The sequence below is a fragment of the Bacillus sp. EB106-04-02-XG92 genome (genome assembly GCF_058791995.1).
In genome coordinates this window covers 111,505-133,130 of sequence record NZ_JBYTEA010000013.1, presented here as the reverse complement: position 1 = coordinate 133,130, position 21,626 = coordinate 111,505, and the positions used below count along the sequence as shown (strand labels likewise).

Annotated in this window: 23 protein-coding genes, 1 tRNA gene and 1 pseudogene; 6 read left to right on the top strand and 19 right to left on the bottom strand. The window is 32.6% G+C overall.

The features are described 5' to 3' along the window. The 5 genes and pseudogenes from AC3WVA_RS24595 to AC3WVA_RS24575 all read right to left on the bottom strand — a co-directional run. Nucleotides 1-599: M23 family metallopeptidase (locus AC3WVA_RS24595; RefSeq protein WP_492322244.1), on the bottom strand; the 599-nt coding region annotated here is incomplete at its 3' end. 254 nt (nucleotides 600-853) lie between these two features. Next, entirely contained in the window at nucleotides 854-1,822 is a 969-nt protein-coding gene (locus AC3WVA_RS24590) for a lysozyme family protein (RefSeq protein ID WP_272513075.1), read from the bottom strand. A gap of 237 nt (nucleotides 1,823-2,059) precedes the next feature. Next, nucleotides 2,060-2,446: a hypothetical protein gene (locus tag AC3WVA_RS24585; protein ID WP_492322243.1), complete on the bottom strand. Its 387-nt coding sequence runs from the start codon at nucleotides 2,444-2,446 to the stop codon at nucleotides 2,060-2,062. 102 nt (nucleotides 2,447-2,548) lie between these two features. Next, nucleotides 2,549-3,448, bottom strand: a complete 900-nt coding sequence (locus AC3WVA_RS24580; protein ID WP_492322242.1) for a DnaD domain-containing protein — start codon at nucleotides 3,446-3,448, stop codon at nucleotides 2,549-2,551. Nucleotides 3,449-3,534: 86 nt separating this feature from the next. Then, nucleotides 3,535-3,750 (bottom strand): annotated as a pseudogene (locus AC3WVA_RS24575) (helix-turn-helix transcriptional regulator). 157 nt (nucleotides 3,751-3,907) lie between these two features. On the opposite strand from AC3WVA_RS24575, the gene AC3WVA_RS24570 reads away from it, so the two are divergent. Together AC3WVA_RS24570 and AC3WVA_RS24565 are read left to right on the top strand one after the other, a co-directional pair. Further along, nucleotides 3,908-4,336, top strand: coding sequence for a helix-turn-helix domain-containing protein (locus AC3WVA_RS24570; RefSeq protein WP_098375465.1), 429 nt, complete (start codon nucleotides 3,908-3,910; stop codon nucleotides 4,334-4,336). 22 nt (nucleotides 4,337-4,358) lie between these two features. Continuing rightward, nucleotides 4,359-4,787: an ImmA/IrrE family metallo-endopeptidase gene (locus tag AC3WVA_RS24565; RefSeq protein ID WP_272513079.1), complete on the top strand. Its 429-nt coding sequence runs from the start codon at nucleotides 4,359-4,361 to the stop codon at nucleotides 4,785-4,787. 263 nt (nucleotides 4,788-5,050) lie between these two features. Here the strand turns inward: AC3WVA_RS24565 and AC3WVA_RS24560 are convergent, their stop codons facing one another. After that, nucleotides 5,051-6,397 carry an S-layer homology domain-containing protein gene (locus tag AC3WVA_RS24560; RefSeq protein ID WP_492322241.1) on the bottom strand — a complete coding sequence of 449 codons (1,347 nt, stop codon included), beginning with the start codon at nucleotides 6,395-6,397 and terminating at the stop codon, nucleotides 5,051-5,053. Nucleotides 6,398-6,611: 214 nt separating this feature from the next. Continuing rightward, entirely contained in the window at nucleotides 6,612-7,571 is a 960-nt protein-coding gene (locus AC3WVA_RS24555; protein ID WP_492322240.1) for a S8 family peptidase, read from the bottom strand. Between the two features lie 521 nt (nucleotides 7,572-8,092). On the opposite strand from AC3WVA_RS24555, the gene AC3WVA_RS24550 reads away from it, so the two are divergent. From AC3WVA_RS24550 to AC3WVA_RS24540, 3 genes are all read left to right on the top strand, one after another. Further along, nucleotides 8,093-9,016, top strand: coding sequence for a M28 family metallopeptidase (locus AC3WVA_RS24550; RefSeq protein ID WP_492322239.1), 924 nt, complete (start codon nucleotides 8,093-8,095; stop codon nucleotides 9,014-9,016). Between the two features lie 14 nt (nucleotides 9,017-9,030). Continuing rightward, on the top strand, nucleotides 9,031-9,222 hold the full coding sequence (locus AC3WVA_RS24545; RefSeq protein ID WP_098650555.1) for a hypothetical protein: 192 nt from the start codon (nucleotides 9,031-9,033) through the stop codon (nucleotides 9,220-9,222). Between the two features lie 85 nt (nucleotides 9,223-9,307). Further along, entirely contained in the window at nucleotides 9,308-10,273 is a 966-nt protein-coding gene (locus AC3WVA_RS24540; RefSeq protein ID WP_492322238.1) for a zinc metalloprotease, read from the top strand. Nucleotides 10,274-10,496: 223 nt separating this feature from the next. Here AC3WVA_RS24540 and AC3WVA_RS24535 read toward each other — a convergent pair whose 3' ends face one another. From AC3WVA_RS24535 to AC3WVA_RS24520, 4 genes are all read right to left on the bottom strand, one after another. After that, complete coding sequence (locus tag AC3WVA_RS24535; RefSeq protein WP_102718961.1) at nucleotides 10,497-11,024, bottom strand: nuclear transport factor 2 family protein; 528 nt, start codon at nucleotides 11,022-11,024, stop codon at nucleotides 10,497-10,499. A 154-nt stretch (nucleotides 11,025-11,178) separates the two neighbouring features. After that, complete coding sequence (locus AC3WVA_RS24530; RefSeq protein WP_492322237.1) at nucleotides 11,179-11,571, bottom strand: nuclear transport factor 2 family protein; 393 nt, start codon at nucleotides 11,569-11,571, stop codon at nucleotides 11,179-11,181. 4 nt (nucleotides 11,572-11,575) lie between these two features. Beyond that, nucleotides 11,576-12,397 carry an MBL fold metallo-hydrolase gene (locus AC3WVA_RS24525; protein ID WP_429604376.1) on the bottom strand — a complete coding sequence of 274 codons (822 nt, stop codon included), beginning with the start codon at nucleotides 12,395-12,397 and terminating at the stop codon, nucleotides 11,576-11,578. 173 nt (nucleotides 12,398-12,570) lie between these two features. Further along, entirely contained in the window at nucleotides 12,571-13,191 is a 621-nt protein-coding gene (locus tag AC3WVA_RS24520) for a DsbA family protein (protein ID WP_492322236.1), read from the bottom strand. A gap of 685 nt (nucleotides 13,192-13,876) precedes the next feature. Between AC3WVA_RS24520 and bla the strand changes: the two genes are divergently transcribed. Next, nucleotides 13,877-14,803, top strand: coding sequence for a class A beta-lactamase (gene bla / locus AC3WVA_RS24515; protein WP_414635087.1), 927 nt, complete (start codon nucleotides 13,877-13,879; stop codon nucleotides 14,801-14,803). 211 nt (nucleotides 14,804-15,014) lie between these two features. Here the strand turns inward: bla and AC3WVA_RS24510 are convergent, their stop codons facing one another. From AC3WVA_RS24510 to AC3WVA_RS24475, 8 genes are all read right to left on the bottom strand, one after another. Further along, the gene (locus AC3WVA_RS24510; protein ID WP_153597078.1) at nucleotides 15,015-15,167 is read right to left on the bottom strand and encodes a hypothetical protein; all 153 of its coding nucleotides are present in this window, start codon (nucleotides 15,165-15,167) and stop codon (nucleotides 15,015-15,017) included. 71 nt (nucleotides 15,168-15,238) lie between these two features. Next, nucleotides 15,239-15,312 (bottom strand) — tRNA-Ile (locus AC3WVA_RS24505). 235 nt (nucleotides 15,313-15,547) lie between these two features. Beyond that, nucleotides 15,548-16,543, bottom strand: a complete 996-nt coding sequence (locus AC3WVA_RS24500; protein WP_341014293.1) for a type II toxin-antitoxin system antitoxin SocA domain-containing protein — start codon at nucleotides 16,541-16,543, stop codon at nucleotides 15,548-15,550. Between the two features lie 40 nt (nucleotides 16,544-16,583). Beyond that, the gene (locus tag AC3WVA_RS24495) at nucleotides 16,584-17,015 is read right to left on the bottom strand and encodes a hypothetical protein (protein ID WP_195757049.1); all 432 of its coding nucleotides are present in this window, start codon (nucleotides 17,013-17,015) and stop codon (nucleotides 16,584-16,586) included. Between the two features lie 750 nt (nucleotides 17,016-17,765). After that, a complete protein-coding gene (locus tag AC3WVA_RS24490) occupies nucleotides 17,766-18,149 on the bottom strand; it encodes a hypothetical protein (protein ID WP_492322235.1) in 384 nt (127 codons plus the stop codon). A gap of 189 nt (nucleotides 18,150-18,338) precedes the next feature. Further along, entirely contained in the window at nucleotides 18,339-18,908 is a 570-nt protein-coding gene (locus AC3WVA_RS24485; RefSeq protein ID WP_492322234.1) for a histidine phosphatase family protein, read from the bottom strand. Nucleotides 18,909-19,125: 217 nt separating this feature from the next. Continuing rightward, the gene (locus AC3WVA_RS24480; RefSeq protein ID WP_492322233.1) at nucleotides 19,126-20,280 is read right to left on the bottom strand and encodes a 1-deoxy-D-xylulose-5-phosphate reductoisomerase; all 1,155 of its coding nucleotides are present in this window, start codon (nucleotides 20,278-20,280) and stop codon (nucleotides 19,126-19,128) included. Nucleotides 20,281-20,372: 92 nt separating this feature from the next. Beyond that, a complete protein-coding gene (locus AC3WVA_RS24475; RefSeq protein WP_492322232.1) occupies nucleotides 20,373-21,626 on the bottom strand; it encodes an MDR family MFS transporter in 1,254 nt (417 codons plus the stop codon).

Genomic DNA, 21,626 nt, shown 5'->3' with positions numbered 1-21,626 from the left:
CGGCTTCTACCTAAATCTAACCAAACATCATTATCTTCTCCCCAGTACGCATCCCAGTATAATACTTCTGCTGCTGTCGTAAAGTCCGCAATATATTTACCATGTGGTCCATCGTAATAGTTAATACCATAGCCTTCCCAGTATATTGATTTTGCGAACCCAATTCCTTCTGGTTGCGGTGTACCAACAACGCCACCTTTTCCCAAGTAGTCTAATGGATTCACAGCATTACTCTTATTAATATTCCAACCGCCTTTATGCATTTCAAAATGTAAATGTTGACCATAAGCCTGTCCTGTTTCTCCCATAACCCCGATTGTTTGTCCTTGTGTAACAGAATCGCCTTCTTTAACTGTACGAGAACCACTTCGCATATGAGCGTATACAGTTTCCCATGTAACTCCATTAATATTATGAACAATCATAATACATTCACCGTAACTAGATGAAAGATACGAACGACTAACTTTCCCACTAGCCGCTGCATAAATCGGATGATAGCCTGCTTCGGCAAGGTCTATCCCATGATGATCTGGTCTGTCACCCCTAAAACCACTTGTTACTCTCTTTGTATCTGTTGGATAAATAAATGTTGCCATATAAATCTTCCTTTCTATTTCTATATTGTTTATATTTATTATTTTTAAATATATTGTAGGTTTTCCAACCTTAAAATGAACAAGACAGAACATTTCCCTATTGTTATCTACTTTTAAAATATCCATCTTGTAACCATAAGTTAAATGTCACTGAAATTAGCCAAAGATATTGAAAGCTATTATTCTATATAACTAACTCTTCTTGCCTAAAACACCGTTTAAAGATAAAAAACAACCCTTTACAGAGCTGTTTTTTATCGAATATCTACAATGTCAAAGTGTTTCTCTGGTGTCCAACGATTCCCACCAATATCAATCCAGCCGTCTTTACGGAAGAATACTGTGAGAGGTTCTTTTGAATTAATACTGCCTTTGTATGCGCCGTCAATTCCATCACAATAGCTTACTTCATATCCTTCTGGGAATTTTGATATGGCTTTAAAAGGTCTCCAATAATAATGCTCTGCTTTTACCCATCGGCTTCTACCTAAATCTAACCAAACATCATTATCTTCTCCCCAGTACGCATCCCAGTATAATACTTCTGCTGCTGTCGTAAAGTCCGCAATATATTTACCATGTGGTCCATCGTAATAGTTAATACCATAGCCTTCCCAGTATATTGATTTTGCGAACCCAATTCCTTCTGGTTGCGGAACTCCACCTGCATTAAAATCTACATATTGTTTAACAATTTCAGCGTAGAAGAAATTCCCTCCATTTTTATATCGGTAACCACCATTGTAGGCCACAGCAATCGGGTTACTATATCGAACCATGGCACCTGTTGTATTTCCAAGCGATGGCGCAACAACCGTTTTAGAGTACAGATCCGCTACCGGTAATGAATGTTGTTTATTGTTAGAAGCTAACCAGCGAAGGTAAGCTCGTCCAAAATTATATGATTGAACAATGGCACTTAAATCTGTAATACCATTTTTTTTCGCATCATCAAAAGCTCCTTTTAAATGCTTTACTCCATAATAAATTGAATCTTTAGGATTTTTAATTGTATTCATTGACCAGCCTTGTGATTCACTTGACTGCATAATATCAGGTGTTGTTTCAGAGTTCCCTCCACTTTCCACCATAATAATTCCAAGTACGTAAGGAACCAACTCAGAAACACCTTGTGCAGAACATTCACTTTCTACCATCGATTGCCAACGTAACACTTGTTGTGGCAGATTCTTTGTTTTAGCTGAAGCAGCTAATATACTCATTATTAAACATCTCCTTATTTCCCTATTATTTTTGTCTAAAATACTACTACTTTACGAAATATGACCATCAGTCAAATACCTGTTAACCTATAAAATTACTTCATGTTGCTCACCTTCTTTCACAACAAAAAGAGCAACCATAAAATAGTTGCTCTTTCGTCGAAATCTTATATTACTACTATAAATCACTTTTTCAATACTTTCTGTACACTGCATGTAGCCTACAAAAAGGTAACATTAAAACCTCTCTAAAAACTTGACAATCTTTCTTATTTCAGCATGTTTTCTTCGGATATAGCCTGTACTATAATGCAAGTCAAACGCTATTTGTTCTAAAGTCATTCCATCAACATACTTCATTTTGAGTATTTGATGATCTAATCCTGCAAATTTATTAATTAAAACTTTTAAATTGAACATTTCATTCATCTTATGTCCTAATTCATATTCAATAGCTTCAATCCGACCTTCTACTTTAGCTCCTTCCGATTCAGCAGTTAATCGTACATTTTGCAAGTCTCCACTAGTCCAGCGCTTTAACTCTACTTTTGATTTATCTAAATTATATTCTAAATATGCGATTTCTTCTTCTAGTTTCTGATAATCCTTCAGCCAGTCAAACATATCATAATCCCCTACTTTTCTTTATTTAAATCCTGTGTTTATTGTAATCTCCAAAGTTAAGATAACCTTCATTAAAAAATTATAAAAGTTTATAAATATTTCTTATGATTTATATTTTTTTAATAAAGTCTTTAATCTCTCACGCTCTTCATCTATAGTTGATTGAGTATTTTTATGGGGGTGTTCCCTAGGGCTTTCACCTTCTTGTTGATGCAACCATTCCGGTACCATTTCAATTCGTTTGGTATATCCCGAACCAATTTCTTTTTTATTCTTTTTAAGATCAAACTGTACATCTAATTTAGCAATATCATTTATTGTTTTTACCCCTTGGATTTCCCAATTTTTAAGAATTCCACGTACATACCTCCACTTTGGTACGTTTTCATCAATAGATCTATTTACTGCTTCAAGAATCAATTCAATGCCCAATGCTCCGCAAAATCCACCAAGCTCTGGGATAGCTGTTTTACTTAGCGGAATACCGTTTTTCAGCAAATAGCTATAAGCTATTTTAAAATCTTCATCCATTAATCTTTGTGATAGTGATTTATCTTGATTATCATGATGATAATTTGTATTTGGTATATCTGTATTTAGTTCTTTAGTACTTTGTATATCAGTATTTAGTAGCTTAAGTTTTTCCACCGGTAGGTTCCCAGCAGTAGGATTATCAACAGGTGGGTTTTCCACTGGTGGAAAATCATCCAATGGGATTTCGTAAATAATAGTCTCCCATCTAACAATTTTGTTTTTTGCATCTTTAATCGGAAATCTTTTAATATACCCATACTCTTTTAATTCCTTCATTCCAGCTCTTAAGCTATTAATACCATCTTTTGCGTGCTGGGATAGTTCCTCTCTATAAAACACCCAATCATCTGGAAGTGTAAGTATGTATGCTAATATCCCCTTCGCCTTCCAAGAAAGCCTTTTATCTTTTAACCCTGTATTATTTATGACGGAATAATTATAATCCTTTTTAACTCTACAAATCCCCATAATATCTATCCCTCCATTATTGTTTAGAACAAATATCTACTTTCAAAGTTCGGTACTCACTACCATTAACTTTCTCATTACAAAATCTATTTTCCACCCTTTTCACACCAACACGAGGTTAAAAAGAACTTAAAGTTCGATTTATTATTAAAAAAAATATCATCTACACTCATCTCAAAAAACTTTGCAATCTTTCTAGCAATTCTCATTGAAGGGGTTCTTTCTTTTTGATCAATCATTCAAATATATCGTTCCGTAACCCCACAATAGCTAGCAAGTTCTTTATATAAATTCTTTTTCAAATCTTACATTTTGTTGCCCATTAATTCACCCCCACAAGAACAATTAGTTCTAAATACAGATTAAAAAACTAATTGTTCTTTGTCAATGCAAAAAGGAACTTTTTGTGCTAAGATATACCCAAAGAGAACAATTAGTTCAATTAAAGAGGTGAACAATATGATCGGCGTTAGAATAAAATCCTTACGAAAAAAAGAAAATTTAACACAAAAACAACTGGCTGAAAAAATTGGAGTATCCCAAAGAATGATAGGTTACTACGAATCAGAAGAAAGATTCCCTCCACATGATGTTCTAACTAAATTAGCGGATTGCTTTTCAGTTTCAGCGGACTATTTACTAGGACGAGCTGTTACAGATGAAACTAAGAAGCAATTAACGCCAAAAGATGAGAAAGACATTGCAAAAAGAATGGAAGAAATAAAGAAAGACCTACAAGGCGAAGATGGCTTAATGTTCTCTGGTGAACCTATGAGTCAAGAAGCTGTAGAATCACTATTAGATGCAATGGAGTATATTGTAAAACAAACGAAAGTAATCAATAAAAAATACGTGCCTAAGAAATATCGTAAACCAGACGATATTTGATGCGAGCTTAGGAGGGAATACATTGAAATTCGTCATTAGAGATCTAGTCCAACAACTTAGCAACAAATACAACACGACAAACCCCTATGAGCTTGCAGATTACTTAAAAATACATGTACTAACATGGAATTTACATGAAGAAATAAATGGTTTTTATAAATATGAAAAAAGAAATCGTTTCATTGTTATTAATACTAATTTATCTCCATTTATGCAGAGAACTGTTTGTGCTCATGAATTAGGACATGCGGTTCTACATACTCATGCAAATACACCTTTTCTGCGTAAGAATACATTCTTTTCCGTTGATAAATTAGAGATAGAAGCAAACACGTTTGCTGCGCTTTTGTTAATTGACAAAAAGACCATTCAGCCTGGTGATACAAAAGCATGTATAGCATACAAAAATAATATTCCAGTTGAACTGTTAGAATTTTACAAACCTTGCTAAAGGAATTAAGACATTTTAATTATTGGTTCAAACGCTTACGAAAAAAAGAGAATGCTCCATCGTTAAAGCAAAAGAAATGAAATAGTATCTATTGTTAAAAAAATCTATACAGTTAAATCGAATATAAAAATGCACCTCCAATTGTTAATTATGTGTCTAACAATTGGGGTGCACTTCAATAACAGTCGGTCTTTTTCGAAAAACCTTTAACCTCTAATATTGTCCATACTTCTCTGTACGAAAATCGATACATTACTTAAATATTATTTTGCTTGTACAGAAACATGTAAAATAGAGTAATTTGGATTTAGAGTAACTACAGACTCTCCAGGGCTTATTGAATGTAGAGGACTTATAGCTATTTCTACGCTATGATTATCTTTTTCAAAACGATTAATATAATCCTTATTATTTTTTACAAAACTATCAATTTCTTTTTTTAATTCTGGACTTGGATTTACTAGTCTATCAATCTCTTTATCAAGGGTGAAACTCGGATTTATCATATGCATCCAGTTTTCCGCTAGCTCAACAGTTGATTTGTCAACGACAAACACGAAATAGAAATTATCTTTATCCTTCCCAACAAACGAAAATGAACCATGAGAATCAATCATTCTTGGCAAATTAGGAGTATATAAATCAATTTCTGATGCAACGTATCTATATCTGAAATTCGCATTATATTTCTTATTTACTTCAGTAACAAGATTTTGACCTTTTTTAGAAATAGATTCCTCTCTTACAGGTGAAATCTCAATTGAATATCTATCAAAGAAAAAATCTTCTGTCACTAACGCATTGGGAATACCTATTGGCGTTACTCCTGGTTTTGTCTCTGGCTTTGTTTCTGGTTTTGTTTCTGGTTTTGTCTCTGGTTTTGTTTCTGGTTTTGTTTCTGGTTTTGTTTCTGGTTTTGTCTCTGGTTTTGTTTCTGGTTTTGTCTCTGGTTTTGTTTCTGGTTTTGTCTCTGGTTTTGTTTCTGGTTTTGTTTCTGGTTTGTTCACACTATTAATTCCATTGTATAAAAACTGTGCATATTGCTCACGGGTTACAACTCTTTTTGGATCGAATAAGTTACTTCCTGTACCAGCAGCAATTTTACTTTCCTGCACTGCACTGATTGCCTTCGTAGCCCAATAATTTTTGTCAACATCTTTAAAAGTAGTGACAGTTGTTGTTTTTAAATCGAATGCTTGTGTTAAAACAGCTGCTAATTGTTCACGATTCAAGACCTCATTTGGTCCGAACTTTCCATCACCATATCCACTCATAATCCCTGCTTTTGTAATTGCTAAGATTTCTTTTTCGAACATAGAACCTTTTATATCCGTAAATGGATTTTGAAATTTAGCATCTACATCTACTGGTTTCAAGTATACATAAAGCAATCTAGCAACTTGACCACGTGTAATATTATCACCGAAACCAAAAATGCCATTTCCATAACCAGCTACGATATTTTTCTCTTTTAGATCCATAATTGCTTTATATGACCAATGATCAGTAGGAACATCTTTAAATGTTGTATCTGCCTGTACATTTGTTAAAGATGTTAAAGTTGTTGCTGCAAGTACTGCACCTGTTAAAATCATTTTTTTCATTTTCATGCTATTTCCCCTTCTTATCCTAATTATTTTTGTAAATAAAAATATACTTTATTTTCCAACATAAATATAATAACACAAATACATTATATTTATATATAATTATTTATAGTTATTAATAATAAAAATACTAATCCCCCAGAACGCTATAGACTCACTAAAAAACTCTTCTTGCCTATAGAAGAGTTTTTACTACGATTTCAATGTTACACTTCACTTAACACTCTCTTGATAAGTCTATTATTCCATTTCCTACTAAAAACGGAGAATATCCGATGTTAGTAGTTCTTTTTATCAATTGGCCATAAATTTCACTTTCTGATAATATTCTTTTAAATTCTTTTTCACTTTGTTTAATAATTAATGCAGCTGCCCCTGAAACATGTGGGGTTGCCATTGAAGTACCACTCAATTTAGCATATCCGCCATCTTTATCAGTTGACCAAATCTCTTCACCTGGTGCCACTAAATCTAAATGATTATTAGAATTACTTTTACACGCAATTTTTTTATTTATATCTACTGAACCAACCTCCACTACTTCTTGATATGCCCCTGGATATCTCAGTTCATTTGTTTCTTCTCTACAGTCCCCATCATTTCCAGCCGCGCATACAACAAGTATGTTATTATTTACTGCTAACTTTATCGCTTCATGTATGCAATAGGCATCTTTTTTTCCACTTAGGGACATAGAAATGATTCTAACCTTCTCTCCCTTAGGGCCTCTCCAGTTTATTGCATTAATGATTCCATCTGTAATCCATTCATTTGATGATTTTCCCTTTCCATCAAACACTTTTAAAATTAGTAATTTAGCTAATGGGGCTACCCCAATAACTCCCGTATTGTTCTCAGAAGCCGCAATTATTCCCGCTACATGTGTACCATGCCCGTGGTTGTCTAAAAAATTATTGGGATCACTTTCATAATCCGTTGTAAAGTTATATCCCCCAATAATACGATCTTTTAAATCAATATGTTCAGTATTGCAACCTGTATCTAAAACCGCAATAACTATATCCTTTCCTTTCTCACTTTTCTCCCATACTGACGGAGCATGTATCAGTTTTACTCCACTAGGTATTTCAGCTACACTTGAAGCCATTTCTAATACTCGGAAAGGAATTAAAGATATTGCATTTTGTCCATTCACAAATGAATTTCTATGACTCATTAACTTCACCTCATTAGATTTAAATAAAGACCATCGGATGCTATTGTTTGATTTGAATGTAATTAATATGTAATGCAGCATAAAACTTTATTTTTTACTTATCAAAAATATAACTTCATTTTCTCCTTATATACATCATGAAGAATATTACTTTTTTATCTTTAAAACCCATGAACAGCAATCTAAAGCCACTCATTTTATTCAAAGCATTTTTTTAAAATCTCGTTCTTTACATTACAAAAATCTAATATTCATTTTTTAGTCTAATACATTTTTAAAATGAGATATTTATATTTCTCTAACCCTGAAACTTTTGAGGATTATCTAAGATTTAAACAATACTTCCAAATGGTATTTACATCCAAAAATGTCGTTTAACTTCATATATATATAAATAATTAACTATGATAAATATAAATTTACCAGTTAATGCTTGTATAAACGTATGAGTTCGTTCACAAGTTATATTTGAAATACTGCTTTCTAAGCAAAAATATAATTAAGGTGGTGAAATTATAAGAATGAGAGAACCTATTGTCCCTGGTGGTACTAATGATACTGAAAACGAATTACTTATTTCCGGCAGTTTTCATAATCAGTCTACACTTGTAAATTCTATACAATCACTAGTTAATCAAGTAAGCGAAAATCAGTTTCAATCATATTTAACACATTTAGTATCATATCCAACAAGGTTTTCTACTAGCTCTTTTTATGAAGAAGCCGCAACGTGGACTCGTGAGATATTAAATGAAATGGGATATACAACTAGTAGCGAAACAATACGCGTAAATAATGAAGATAGCCAAAATGTTATCGCAAATAAAATGGGTACAAATCGTGATGAAGAGAAACACTTAATTATTATTACTGCCCATCTTGATTCTGTTAACCATAGTGGATGGCCTTCATCTAATGCTCCTGGAGCCGATGATAATGGCAGTGGTAGTGCAGGAGTTTTGGAAATTGCTCGTGTATTCAAAGACATTCCCGTACAACATGATCTGCGCTTTATCCTTTTTGGAGGAGAAGAACAAGGATTATTAGGTAGTAAACAATATGTTGAGAACCTACCTACTCCAGATAAAAATCGCGTTCGAGCAGTTATTAATATGGACATGATAGGAAAATTAAACACTTCGACACCAGCAGCATTAATTGAAGGTTCACCTTTATCTGAAGAGCTCATTAATGGATTAAAAAATGCAGCATCTTTATATACGGATCTCGATGTTAAGGTATCTCTTAATCCATTTGATAGTGACCATGTATCTTTTCTTAATAAGGGAATACCTGCTGTTTTAACAATAGAGGGCGAAGACTCTTTGAATCCTAATGATCATACCGCAAACGATACTCTCGAGCATATCCATTATCCACTTGCTCTCGATATTTTACGAATGAATATAGGCTTTATTGCTTCTCAAATTACAAATTTAGAATGAAAGAGGGAATTTTCATGAAAAACTCTACCCATGAAGAAAGTTTTAACAATACAACAGATGATTCAAAAGAAACTTCCCCTATCAGGCGTAATTGTGGAACTATGTGTATGCACGAAAATTTATTGAAAGAATCAAAAGAATACAGAGAAGAACGAGAAAAAATCGAAAAAATGACTGAAGAATTTATTAAGAATAAAAAACAATAAACATTTTTACAATAGTTTTCGAATCAAACATTATTTGAAATATTCAAGGAAACTTACAGGATATCAGCTAAAAGGAGAAATTATAATGCCAAATCAAACTAACTCATCAGAAAGAACAAATACACCTACTTTGCGTAGATGCGCAACCATTGAGCTTCATCAAAAATTACTAGAAGAGTCTGAGCAATATAAAAATGCACGTGCGGAAATTGAACGTGTCACAAACGAATTTCTAAATAGTGCGCATTTAGAATCAGAAAGGCCGGTTGTCAAAATCCCTGTAGTAGTCCATGTTGTATGGAATACTGAGGAACAAAACATCTCAGATGAACAAGTCCAAAGTCAAATAGATGTTTTAAATCGTGATTTTCGAGCAACAAACCCTGATATCGCAAATGTACCTTCTGCATTTAAAGATTCTGTAAGTGATGCTAGAGTAGAATTCTTTCTTGCTACAAAAGATCCTAATGGAAATCAAACAAATGGCATCACTCGTTCCCATACAACCAATCAATCATTTTTGATGAGGAATAATCCTGTCAAATTTAAAAATAAAGGTGGAACAGATGCATGGCCATCTGATAAATACTTAAACTTGTGGGTATGTCCTCAAATTTTAGACGACGACGGTGAAGAGGTCTTAGGTTATGCACAATTTCCAGGCGGTTCCACTAAAACAGATGGTGTAGTTATAGAATACAAATATTTTGGCACTACAGGTACTGCGACAGTACCCTACCATTTAGGACGAACAGCTACGCATGAAATTGGACATTGGTTTAACCTATATCATATTTGGGGTGACGATCAACGTTTACCTGACATTTGTAGTGGTTCAGATAGAGTTGATGATACACCCAATCAAGGAGAACCAAATTACGGAAAACCGACATTCCCACACACTTCATGTAATAATGGACCAAATGGAGATATGTTTATGAATTTTATGGACTATGTTCATGATGATACTATGTTTATGTTTACAAAAGGCCAAGTAGATCGTATAGATGCATGTCTTGCTGGACCACGTTCATCCTTTCTTACAAACTAATATGGAAATCTAATTTTATAACGGTGCAGTATTAAAATTAAATGATAAACAAATACATGCAATAAGCACCCTACAAATTAAATCTCGTTAAAACAAAAAGAGATGTCCTAGTACCATATCTAGGGCATCCCTTTATTTTTACTCAGCTTAAAACATAATTTTTCTAAATTTCAAGATTCTATACATTTCTAACAATTAAACACATATTAGATATATCTTCTGCCTAAAACATCGTATTATTATTAGCTGCCTCATTTGGAATCTCTTGAATTACATCCCAGTGCTCTACAATCTTCCCATCCTTTATACGAAAAATATCTACTATAGCAACTCCCTTATCTTGAGAATTAGTACGAGAATGTACATGAAGAGCAACTGTATCTCCTTCAGCCACTACACGTTTAATTTCTGCAGAGGAATTTGGATTTTTAACAAAGTCCTCCTTAAAGAAATCCATGAAGGCTTTTCGTCCATCAGCAACAAAAGGATTATGTTGCTTATAATCTTCACTTACATATTTAGGGATAATATTGATATTATGTTTGTTAAAAACTTCATTATAGAAATCAACTACCATCTTTTTATTCTGTTCTTTTTCTGTCACATTATCTTTCGATACTGTTGCAACATTCTCACTCTTTGTTGAATGACCTTTGGTATTACCAGTTGAAGCTTGAAATATCAAAGTCGACACAATTCCTAAAATAAACACAGAAATAATTATTACTATTAAATTTTTCTCTAATTTCATATATACCTACCTCTTCTAATTTTATGATTCCTATTCGATAACACACCCGATAAAGGATAAACCTTACCCAGAATGTGATGTAAGAGATATTGTTAGGAAAATCCATCTTTCCTAACAATACTCCCTATACGAGGAATGTTAGAAACTAGTAACTCTAACTTAATACCTCATTAACAGCTGCACTATCCACGATTTGAATAAACTTTTTAACCTTATCGTTCTCATCAAACTCATAAAGATGACAAAAATCTGCTACAAATGATTTCCCTGTAGTTTTATATGTTCCACTATATTTTCCATACACAATAACAGTATTGTTATTAAAAGCATAAATTTCATCTTTAGCGCTATAATTATCCCATTCAGTTCCAAGGCGTTCATGTACGTTTTTCACTACTTCATCTGGACCTATATAAGTACCCGCATATGGAAATCCAGCAGCCTCTGTCCAAGATACTTTTTCATTTAAATACGTTTTGAAAACATCCAATTTTCCTTCGCCAGTTAACACATATGTTTCATGTAATAGTTTTTGATATTTGTTCATAGCATTAACCCCAAGGCATTTCTTTTGTTACAACTTTTGCACTTAATTCTAATACACCTTTATTAGCATAGCCTGGATATGCTGTTTCAAGTTTTGCTACAAAATCTTTTGAAGTTTTACTTTCCTCAGAAGCGTGAATTGCAGTTCTTAAATAATCCATAGTTGCAGTAATCGCTTGATTATCTAAGGATTTTTCAATTGATCCATGGCTCGGTACAATTACGTCAGCATTTAAAGCCTGTAACACTTTCAAGTTCTCAATCCATGCCTCCATTGCTGCTTTTGAACTAGTATCTGCTAAGAATAGATGGATTTCGTTAAATACATCTATTCCTCCAATTAATAATTTCAGTTCTCTATTAAATAAGCTAGTTCTGTAATGATCTAAACCAACTAGTTCAAATGTTAGTCCCTGAAAATCAATAGCTTCCTCCTTAAACACTTGAGGTAATACCACATTACTTGGTGCATTTTCTCCAAGTGCATCTTTCCAAACTTTTAATTTCCCTAATACAGAATGAACAATATGTTCAACCGTAGACTCTGTAGCATATGCTATAGCTTCTGGGTAAGCAGCTTTTATACTTTCTAACCCAAAATAGTAATCAGGATCTCCATGGATAATAAAGATTTTATCTAGAGATAAGTTATTGTTTTTCAAATAATCCACAATTTCTTTCGAATCAGATTGAGTAAATTTTGAGTTTATTAAAAATGCATGTCCTGCTTTCTCAACTAAGGTTGCAGTGACCATAAAACTTTTTTCATCCGAACTAAACACTGTTAATTTCACATCTTTATGATTTGTATCGATTGTTTTAAACATAGAATATTATTCTCCTTTTGTTAAAATTATTAACTAGTTAACATATTTTTATCTTGTTCCGACAGAAGCTCCCTCTTCAATTCACCTAAAAGTTTAATAGCACCAGCAAATATTCGGGAGATGTATTTCGGTTGGCATCAACTAACATGTTTGCTACTATAGCCTAAGTTTTCTTAATATAAATTTTTAAAACGTGCTTCGATTTTATCTGGCGTCATTACCCCACCACCAATAGGAATAATTTGATTATCCTTTTGTAAAAGTAAGGAAGGATAGCTATTAACACCAAGCTGTCGAACTTTATTGAAATCATTTTGGACATCTATTATTGTTTCTTGAGCATTTAAACGTTCTAATACTTGTTCAGGGTCCAAACCATGCTCGATTGCAATCTTGCGATATGTTTCAGGATCACTCAGACTTCGGCCCTCATAATAAAACGCTTTTTGCATAGCAGACGTAAATTCTAATAAACGGTCTGGCGCCAATGAACGTAAAGCTGAAAAGCCCATTGCAGCATCTTTCGAATTCATTTTAAAAGTCCCTTCTTCCACCAATTTTTGATAGGAAGGACCAAATTCTGCACCTGTAAGTTGATTAATTCTTTTATTTCCCTCTTCTATATATGAGAAATTTTTTATTGGTAGATCATCTAAAAATAATCCTCCACATAAAACTGTTAACGGCATTTCAGTATGTTCTTTGTAAAATCCTTTAATACTTTCTGAAAAACCATAGCACCATCCACAATATGCGTCCCATACGTATATAAGGTTATCTTGTTTTTTCTCCATTTAAATCCCCTACCTTTATTTTTATTAGCTAGTCCAGCTATCACTTGAAAATTCCTAGCTAGCTTTTGGATTTATAAAAGTGCATCTTTTTTAGCAACCTTATTATTTTCCCCAAAAACTAATCCTTCCAAAAAAATATCAACTAAAATTATTCATAAAAGATAACTCTGCACGTTATGGCTCTAAAGCAGGAAACACTACCGATTAAAATATGCATAGTTGTTAATATAGTAGTAACTTCCTGTACTGGACGACAACGTATAGACCGCTATCCTCAATTACATATATAAATCTTTTTTCTTAAAACAGGACTTCGTTGTAACTGGATAAGTTACACCTTATGTAACCATATTAGTTACAACGAACTCGAAAGTCAATTCTTTTTTACAAAAAAATTTAAATTTCTACTTTAACGTTTCCACAATTATGGAATTAAAATAAATCTCCTTTACCCTAAATGTCTATTGTTTAAGGTAATGAATTCTAAAAACATCTTCTTATTTCTCTTTAAACGGAACAAACTTGCTACTTAGATTGTCTATTCATTATACGTATAAAACAGGTGTTTATGATAAGAGTGATGCAAGAAGAATGTTACCCTATACACTCTTTAATTGTATTGATATTTAGAACACCTAGAAAAAAAACATATATTTTTGAAAGAGGTTGAAAATTTATGATAGTCTTGAACAAGTTTTTTAACATGTTACCTTACAAAAAGATTGTACCTGTATTATTTCTTTCATGCGCAACGCTTATAGGCTGTTCCAATAGTAATACTCAATCTGAACCACCTAAACAGGCCAAACAAGAAAATACAGTTAATCATTCTTTTGCTAAGCTTGAAAAAGAATTTGATGCTAAACTCGGCATTTATGCCTTGGACACTGATACGAATCAAACCGTTACTTATCAATCAGATGAGCGGTTTGCATACGCTTCTACCCACAAAGCTTTAGCCGTAGGAGTACTTTTGCAAAAGAAATCAATAGAAGATCTAAATCAAAGAATTTTGTATACTCGTGAAGATCTTATTAATTACAATCCAATTACCGAAAAGTATGTTGATACAGGTATGACCCTGAAAGAGCTTGCAGATGCTTCCCTTCGATATAGTGATAATACTGCACAAAATCTTATTCTTAAACAATTAGGTGGGCCAAGTGAATTCAAAAAGTCACTGATAGAAATAGGAGATATTGTTACAAACCCTGAACGTTTTGAACCAGAATTAAATGAAGTGCATCCAGGAGAGATTCATGATACTAGTACCCCAAAAGCATTAGCTACTAGTCTGCAGGCTTTCGCGCTAGGAGATATACTTTCAACTGAGAAACGGAATTTATTAATAGATTGGATGAAAAGGAACACTACAGGAGACAAATTAATTCGTGCTGGAGTTCCGGGAGGTTGGGAAGTAGCTGATAAGACGGGATCGGGATCTTATGGAACCCGAAATGATATCGCAATTATTTGGCCACCAAATAAAAAGCCAATTGTTCTTGCAATACTTTCTAATCATGATAAAGAGGATGCTAAATACGATGATAAGCTTATTGCAGAAGCAACCAAAATAGTGTTAGATGCTTTAAAAACTCCAAATAAACAATGATAGTATTAAACCATCAGAATTTTTTTATTTTCCGTCACAATACTGTGACGGTCTTTTTGTGTATTTTACAAGAAATCTACCTTTATCACTACAAAATCACCTCCATTTCGAACATAACTTTTAATTTTTCCTTTTATTAGTATCCACGAGGATTCCATACTTAGAAATCTCCCACATAACGACCCTACAGCCTATAAGAAATAAAAGTAGTTTAATTCTTAAACATGGATTGTGGAACAACTTTTTTTCCTACTACTTTAAATTCAATTTCACCTTTTTCTCCATACATTAGTTCTATAATTGGAATAGTTACCATTAATTTTTCCTTCTTTTTTCTTTCTGTCTCTAAATCAATTATTTTCATGTCACAATCCCCTTTATTTATTATAAACAAGGAGAAAGCACTCATTTGAGTGCTTTCTCCTTGTTTATAAGTGGACCTTGTAGGACTCGAACCTACGACCGAACGGTTATGAGCCGTTTGCTCTAACCAGCTGAGCTAAAGGTCCAAAGCATAAAATTTATTTCATAAAGCGCATTCATATATATCATTTTACCATATAATGTATCAATTCACTTTACTTTTTATTTAATATGCATATTTACATCGTGGTAAAAGTGTTTATATTCTACACGCCTTATCCCTTTATAATTAGTACTATCTTTTAATACATTTACATAAGTGCAATTAACAGTAAAACAATCCATATATCAATCATATTAAAAATGATATAGTTACAACACTTAATTGTTTATTTTATCAAATACTCTTATACTATATTGTCTAATATCAGAAATAGTTACTAAATTATATGCCTGTTTTATTGTGTTAAAGCAATTATTTATCTTTTCTTTTTCTAAGATAGGTTTACACAAATCATTATCTTCTAATTCTAGATCAGCTACTGCCCAAGGTAAGTCAAATAGAATCATTTTCTCTAAACTCTTCCCACTATAACACCCTAAAGTATTAACTACACACTCTAATAGCTCCTTTTCTATTTGAGTTAACTGATTTGTACTATCATAATTAATTTCAAGATTGTCGTACTGATATCCTTTGTATTTATCAAAAATAACTCGATATACCGGGCCGTGACTTCCTACTTCACAATCATCTTCAAATAAATATGTTCCAGTAAACACCCTACAAAATCCTTGCGAGTAGTATAAAAGCTTTTGAAGAGCTAAAGGAGTAACATCATCATTTTTATATAACAAATAGTTAGCAACTTCCTCGATTTTCGTGGTTTGCATAGAAGTAAAATCCTCATTTTTTTGTAGCTTTGCAATTGCTTCTTTAGAAACCCTATATGCTTTTTGAGTAATTAAATCTTTATTTCTTTCCAGAATATCTAGCATAAAAGATTGATCCTTACTTAATCTTTTCAATATATCCGAGTACTGCTTTGTCGGGATATCTCCATTTACATATCTTGTTAGAGTAACCTCTCCCCAACCTAATAGCAAAGATAACGGACGTTTTCCAATCTTATATTTTTCTAAAATCTCTCTTATCTCAGAAATAGTAACTAACTGTTCCTGTTGTCTATATACGTGATCTAATTGTTCTAAATTATAATCATGAATGTTAGGAACAAATATTTCAGATTTACACTCTGCGCAATTTGCTTCTTTACCTACGTAATGATATTGCTTCCCTCTAATGACTGTCACTTTTGGAACATCTTTAGTAGAATACTTTACCATATCACGACAAAACTCACATAAAACCATTATAAAAATCCTCCCTTATTCTAAAACCATTAGTCACTTATCTTTACCTAAAAAGATAAGTGACTGGTTTATTCCTTTTATGAAAGGATACAACAATCATGTATTTGTTCCTATCCTTATTTTCAATCAGATTCGTCTTAATATATATGTCTACCGACTTATTTTGTCCCCAATCATCTAGCTCATATTGTGGACAAAAGATATACAATTTCTCATGAGCAAAATTTGGATTTTTATTATCAACTGCATAACAAAAATCACGTACTCCTATATTAAGAAGAATCTCTTTCACTTTACTAGCGTTAATCTTATTAGCCTCTAAAAATTCACTATTCTCTTTCCTTTTTTCATTTCGAGAAACCGTAAATCGATTATTTTTAATTAATTTTTTAAACTCTAATATGTACTGCTCAATCTCCCTGATTGTAAAGTTAGTGTGCTTTTTTGTCTCTCTATTTTGAAAGCTAATATGCATTAAAATTCTTTCCCCTTTCAAATCGTACCTCATATTTACTAGAAAAACAAGAAAAAACGTATCAATTGATACGCTTTTTCTAAAATTTATAGTAGACTTCAATTTATTCTTCTAATAATGAGTACGTTGATGTCGTCTACGAAACTTCTCTATAGTTATTTTCACTGTGATTCGCAAATCAATTATGTATCTATTTTAAAATCACAGTTTCAAGTATCCATGTATACATTTAACGTTAAAAAACTACATATCCCTCCAATTTCCCTGATAAACAAATTAATTACTCATATGTATTCTCCCCCTATATAAACTTCTTATTTTAATCTATTGTTTTATACAGAAATATATATTTATACCTGTTTAAACCTAAACAAAAAAGGCCTCCTCAAGTCGATTAATTGTGCATAGCAAAATAAGCTAAATACACTAATCGGCTCAAAGAAGCCCTTTCAAAATTAAAGTAAGAAAAACACTTACTTCTACAACTCAACCACAACACTTAAGGTGTGGGAATAAACGGAATCAAATAAACTAACAATATACCTATATATTACAAAATACATAGGTTTATATCAAGATATTTTATAAATGTAACTTAAAGAAATAATTTAAGTAGGTATTAAATGATAAATAACATATGGAAAGGAAAGATTATACTCTTTTCATGAAATTAAACTCAGTTATTAGTCTAAATTATCTTTTAGATCTAACAATAACAAGCGTGCTTCTTTACCTTTCAGATAGTCTCTATTATTCTAATTCCTTCATTTCTTTCAGCGGTTCTATCTCCTTTTCTGAAGCATTTTCTATTTTATACAGGTCATAGCTACCCTTTATCTCATCTATCACTACAAATTCAACTTCATTTCGAACATAGCTTTTAGTTTTCCCCTTTTTATAACCATTAACATTATCTAATATAGTTTCTCCACTATCTTTTTTATATAAATTATAGCTAACAGGCGGACGGCCAATTACATACTTATTATCAGAAAATCCGACTAAATCATCCCTCCCTAATCCTGTCGAAACACTCCAGACAAAAATAATCTGAAATATAGAATAAATAACCATACCGCATAAGAAAAAAAATAGGATTGATTTAAAAAATAAATTTAAAGATATCCTGCCCAAAAAACATCTTCTCCCTTTTCACCTCAGAATAGTACAAACAAAAAGTGAATTTTGTACGCTAAGAAACCTAATTTTTTAGATTGTTGAACTCAATCCCCGTCAGTGCCATAAGAAAAAGGATTACCGCAGTAACCCTTTTCTTATAATACACTTCATTTTGGGAAGCTACGGATGAATAAAGTCAATCTATTAAATTTCCCACAATCTTTTAACCTCCACCAATTCCTGTCCATTAAACTCCATTCTATATATATCTGGTTTTGATGTCTGAAGTAAAAAATTTAAATCATACTTACTGTCATAATACCCCATCATCAAAGTCATTACAGCTCCATGAGTGCCTACTACTACTTTCTGTCCTTGATAGGTGTTTAATAATCCTTTTAAGACTTTTATAGCACGTTTCTGACAGTCGACATTAGACTCTCCTCCCTTTAAAGCAAAGTCGGGGTCTAAAAATGACTTTTTTATCAAAGGAAATAATTCTTTATCCGACATTCGTTCCTCTTCAGCAATAAAGATTCTCTCTTTTAAGTCTTCAAATACTAAAACTTCTTGTCCTATTTGCTTTGCTAACTGCTGAACAGTTAGAATTGAACGATTGTATGGACTTGAGATAACAACGTCGATTCCCTCACCTTGTAATATATCAGTTATTTGTTGAACATCTAATTTTCCTTTTTCAGTTAATCCTCTTGTTCCTTCTTTTCCAGACTTTGGTGAATCTCCGTGTCTAACCATATATATCAAAGTTTTCATAATTACCTCCAATTTTTTTAGGTTTCTTTATTCCGTTTATAGCTTATATTAATAAAAAGAACTTTCCCAATGACCATAACTAATAATTACTATAAATCCTTCTGCATGCGATATCTTCAATACATTTCTTTACAATTCCGTGAACGTAAATATATTAAAGCAGAAGAACACGTAAAATGGAGAGCCAAAAAAGACAAGTTTTGTTCTAGCTCTTTTTTCATTTTCTAATTAATAAATCGTTTGCATATTCTCTAGCCCAATGATCTGCGTCTAATACTGTTTCCAAATTTGGATTTGCAATGCTATGATGAGCTTCAAGAGTTGAATAAATTGTTTTTTCAATATCAAAAAATGAAATTTTATTTTGTAAATATAGCGCATTAGCAATTTCATTCGCTGCATTTAAGACAGCAGGTGTTGTACCACCAATTTTTCCGGATTCATATGCATAATGTAGGCAAGGGAATTTTTCGAAATTTGGTTTTTCAAAATGTAGGCTAGCTATCTCTAATAGGTTTAATTTTTTAAAGTTTGATTGTAATCTAGTTGGATAATGAAACGCATATTGAATCGGTATTCTCATGTCAGGGGCACCGAGCTGTGCCATGATAGAGCCATCTATAAATTCAACTAAAGAATGAATAATACTTTCTTTATGAATTAAAACATCAATTTTCTCATATGGGATATCAAATAACCAACGTGCTTCCATGATTTCAAAGCCTTTGTTCATTAATGTAGCTGAATCAATGGTTAGTTTTGCCCCCATTAACCAGTTGGGATGCTTTAAGGCATCTTTAGCTTGTAAGATTTCCATTTCCTCACGCGTTTTATCTCGAAATGCACCGCCTGAAGCAGTAACAATAACCCTCTCGATTTCTTGAGTATTTTCCCCATTTAAGCATTGAAAAATGGCAGAGTGCTCACTGTCTACTGGAATTAAGCGGCAGCCGTTTCGTTTCGCTAAATCTGTCACAATATGCCCTGCCGCAACTAATGTTTCTTTGTTCGCAATTGCTATATCTTTCTTCGCTTTTAAAGCTTCAATTGTTGGAAGCAGACCAGAAACACCGACAACTGAAGATAATATAAGATTAGAATCAGTGTGAGTTGCAACTTCAATTAATCCATCTATTCCATATGCGACTTTTGTGCCCGTAGAAATTCGCTTCCGAAGTGCATCTGCTAATTCTTTTGTGCTAACGCTTACAATTCGAGGTTGAAATGTATGTATTTGTTGTTCGAGAAGGTCAATATTGTGATTTGCCGTTAAACCAATAATTTTAAAATTTTCCGGATGAGAAGTGACTACATCTAATGCAGACGTACCAATTGATCCAGTTGAACCAAGAATCGAAATATATTTTACCATGATAATTCCTCCAAAATTGAATAATCCCTCTTTACACACCTATCCTACGACTCTATAGAAAGAATAGTGTATATTTCATTTTAGGCATTATATTATATTGAAATTTTATCCAATCTTCCCTGTGAATGACTACTAGTTCTAGCAAACAGACCCTTATATAGGAAAAATGCACCTATTATTACAATCATACCAATATAAACAGACATCATCGTAGGAATTAAGAATGCACCGACGATAATAGTCATTCTTGCAATTAGGTCCGCCCCAATATCTGATAGACCCGCAAAGGCAGAATATGATCCTCTCTTGTCAGCCGGAATCATATTAGCTTGTTCTGCATTTCTGATTGGTGAGTAGACAAGTTCACCAACAGTAGCGATAAAGTTAAAAATAATCAGTACGTACCATGTGTTTGAAGATGTTACTGCCACATAGCCTATCCCATAGAGCACAAGACCTAAAAGTAACGCTTTTTTCCCAGTTAGATGATCTGTAATTTTATTTATAATAAACGTTAAACATACTACTAAAAGCATATTTTGTATGTTAAGAATACTTAGCATCCTCACTCCTACTATTTCAAAATCCCCAATGCTTATTGGATTGAATGTTTCTGAAAGTCGTACACCAATATAACTGTTTAAAGAAAACTCTGCTGCAAATATACAGGTAGATCCTATTACAACTCTTAAAAATGCTCTATCTTGAATAGCAATTTTATAATTTTGAATTAGATCAAGTACTATATTCTCCTGCCTTTTTTCTAAGCACTCTTTAACTTCTGTAACTAGCCAAATTTTATAAGCAATCGGTACTGTAGCAGAAACACAAGTCAGTAGTATAAACAACTCTTGTTGATGATTAATGTATAAAAAACCACCTAATGCTGCACCAATTGCCATAGAAAGATTCATAAGCCAATAGTCAATTGTATAGACAGCCTTTCGATTTTCCGGTGTAGTTGAGTCTATGATGATAGCCTGCATGGATGGACGCCCAAGACTGCTAGTTATTATAAAACCTACATAAGCGATTGCAAATAACCAAATCATCTTATCCGTCGGATATAAGCTTAAAGTCATGAATAAAAACATCAAAGTACTAGAAAAAGAAGTTAACAATAAGATTTTCTTTCTTTGAAATCGATCTGAAATGTAACCTCCAATTAAATTTGAAAAAAAACTTAACATAACCGTTAAGATTAAAAATAAACCAGCCCATACTTTATTTATTTCTTGAGCAAAAAACAATGCCATAAAAGGCATTACTGCTGATGTAACAGCACGATTAAAAAATGATGTAATTAAGCGTACTTTTATATTTTGCTCAAATTCTTTCCAATTCAT

Coding starts and splice junctions, on each gene's coding strand:
- AC3WVA_RS24485 (WP_492322234.1), bottom strand. CDS start 18,908: ATGAAAACTTTGATATATATGGTTAGACACGGAGATTCACCAAAGTCT.
- AC3WVA_RS24495 (WP_195757049.1), bottom strand. CDS start 17,015: ATGCATATTAGCTTTCAAAATAGAGAGACAAAAAAGCACACTAACTTT.
- AC3WVA_RS24580 (WP_492322242.1), bottom strand. CDS start 3,448: ATGGGGATTTGTAGAGTTAAAAAGGATTATAATTATTCCGTCATAAAT.
- AC3WVA_RS24545 (WP_098650555.1), top strand. CDS start 9,031: ATGAAAAACTCTACCCATGAAGAAAGTTTTAACAATACAACAGATGAT.
- AC3WVA_RS24555 (WP_492322240.1), bottom strand. CDS start 7,571: ATGAGTCATAGAAATTCATTTGTGAATGGACAAAATGCAATATCTTTA.
- AC3WVA_RS24560 (WP_492322241.1), bottom strand. CDS start 6,397: ATGAAAATGAAAAAAATGATTTTAACAGGTGCAGTACTTGCAGCAACA.
- AC3WVA_RS24590 (WP_272513075.1), bottom strand. CDS start 1,822: ATGAGTATATTAGCTGCTTCAGCTAAAACAAAGAATCTGCCACAACAA.
- AC3WVA_RS24550 (WP_492322239.1), top strand. CDS start 8,093: ATGAGAGAACCTATTGTCCCTGGTGGTACTAATGATACTGAAAACGAA.
- AC3WVA_RS24475 (WP_492322232.1), bottom strand. CDS start 21,626: ATGAATTGGAAAGAATTTGAGCAAAATATAAAAGTACGCTTAATTACA.
- AC3WVA_RS24585 (WP_492322243.1), bottom strand. CDS start 2,446: ATGTTTGACTGGCTGAAGGATTATCAGAAACTAGAAGAAGAAATCGCA.
- AC3WVA_RS24510 (WP_153597078.1), bottom strand. CDS start 15,167: ATGAAAATAATTGATTTAGAGACAGAAAGAAAAAAGAAGGAAAAATTA.
- AC3WVA_RS24540 (WP_492322238.1), top strand. CDS start 9,308: ATGCCAAATCAAACTAACTCATCAGAAAGAACAAATACACCTACTTTG.
- AC3WVA_RS24570 (WP_098375465.1), top strand. CDS start 3,908: ATGATCGGCGTTAGAATAAAATCCTTACGAAAAAAAGAAAATTTAACA.
- AC3WVA_RS24530 (WP_492322237.1), bottom strand. CDS start 11,571: ATGAACAAATATCAAAAACTATTACATGAAACATATGTGTTAACTGGC.
- AC3WVA_RS24520 (WP_492322236.1), bottom strand. CDS start 13,191: ATGGAGAAAAAACAAGATAACCTTATATACGTATGGGACGCATATTGT.
- AC3WVA_RS24535 (WP_102718961.1), bottom strand. CDS start 11,024: ATGAAATTAGAGAAAAATTTAATAGTAATAATTATTTCTGTGTTTATT.
- AC3WVA_RS24525 (WP_429604376.1), bottom strand. CDS start 12,397: ATGTTTAAAACAATCGATACAAATCATAAAGATGTGAAATTAACAGTG.
- AC3WVA_RS24480 (WP_492322233.1), bottom strand. CDS start 20,280: ATGGTAAAATATATTTCGATTCTTGGTTCAACTGGATCAATTGGTACG.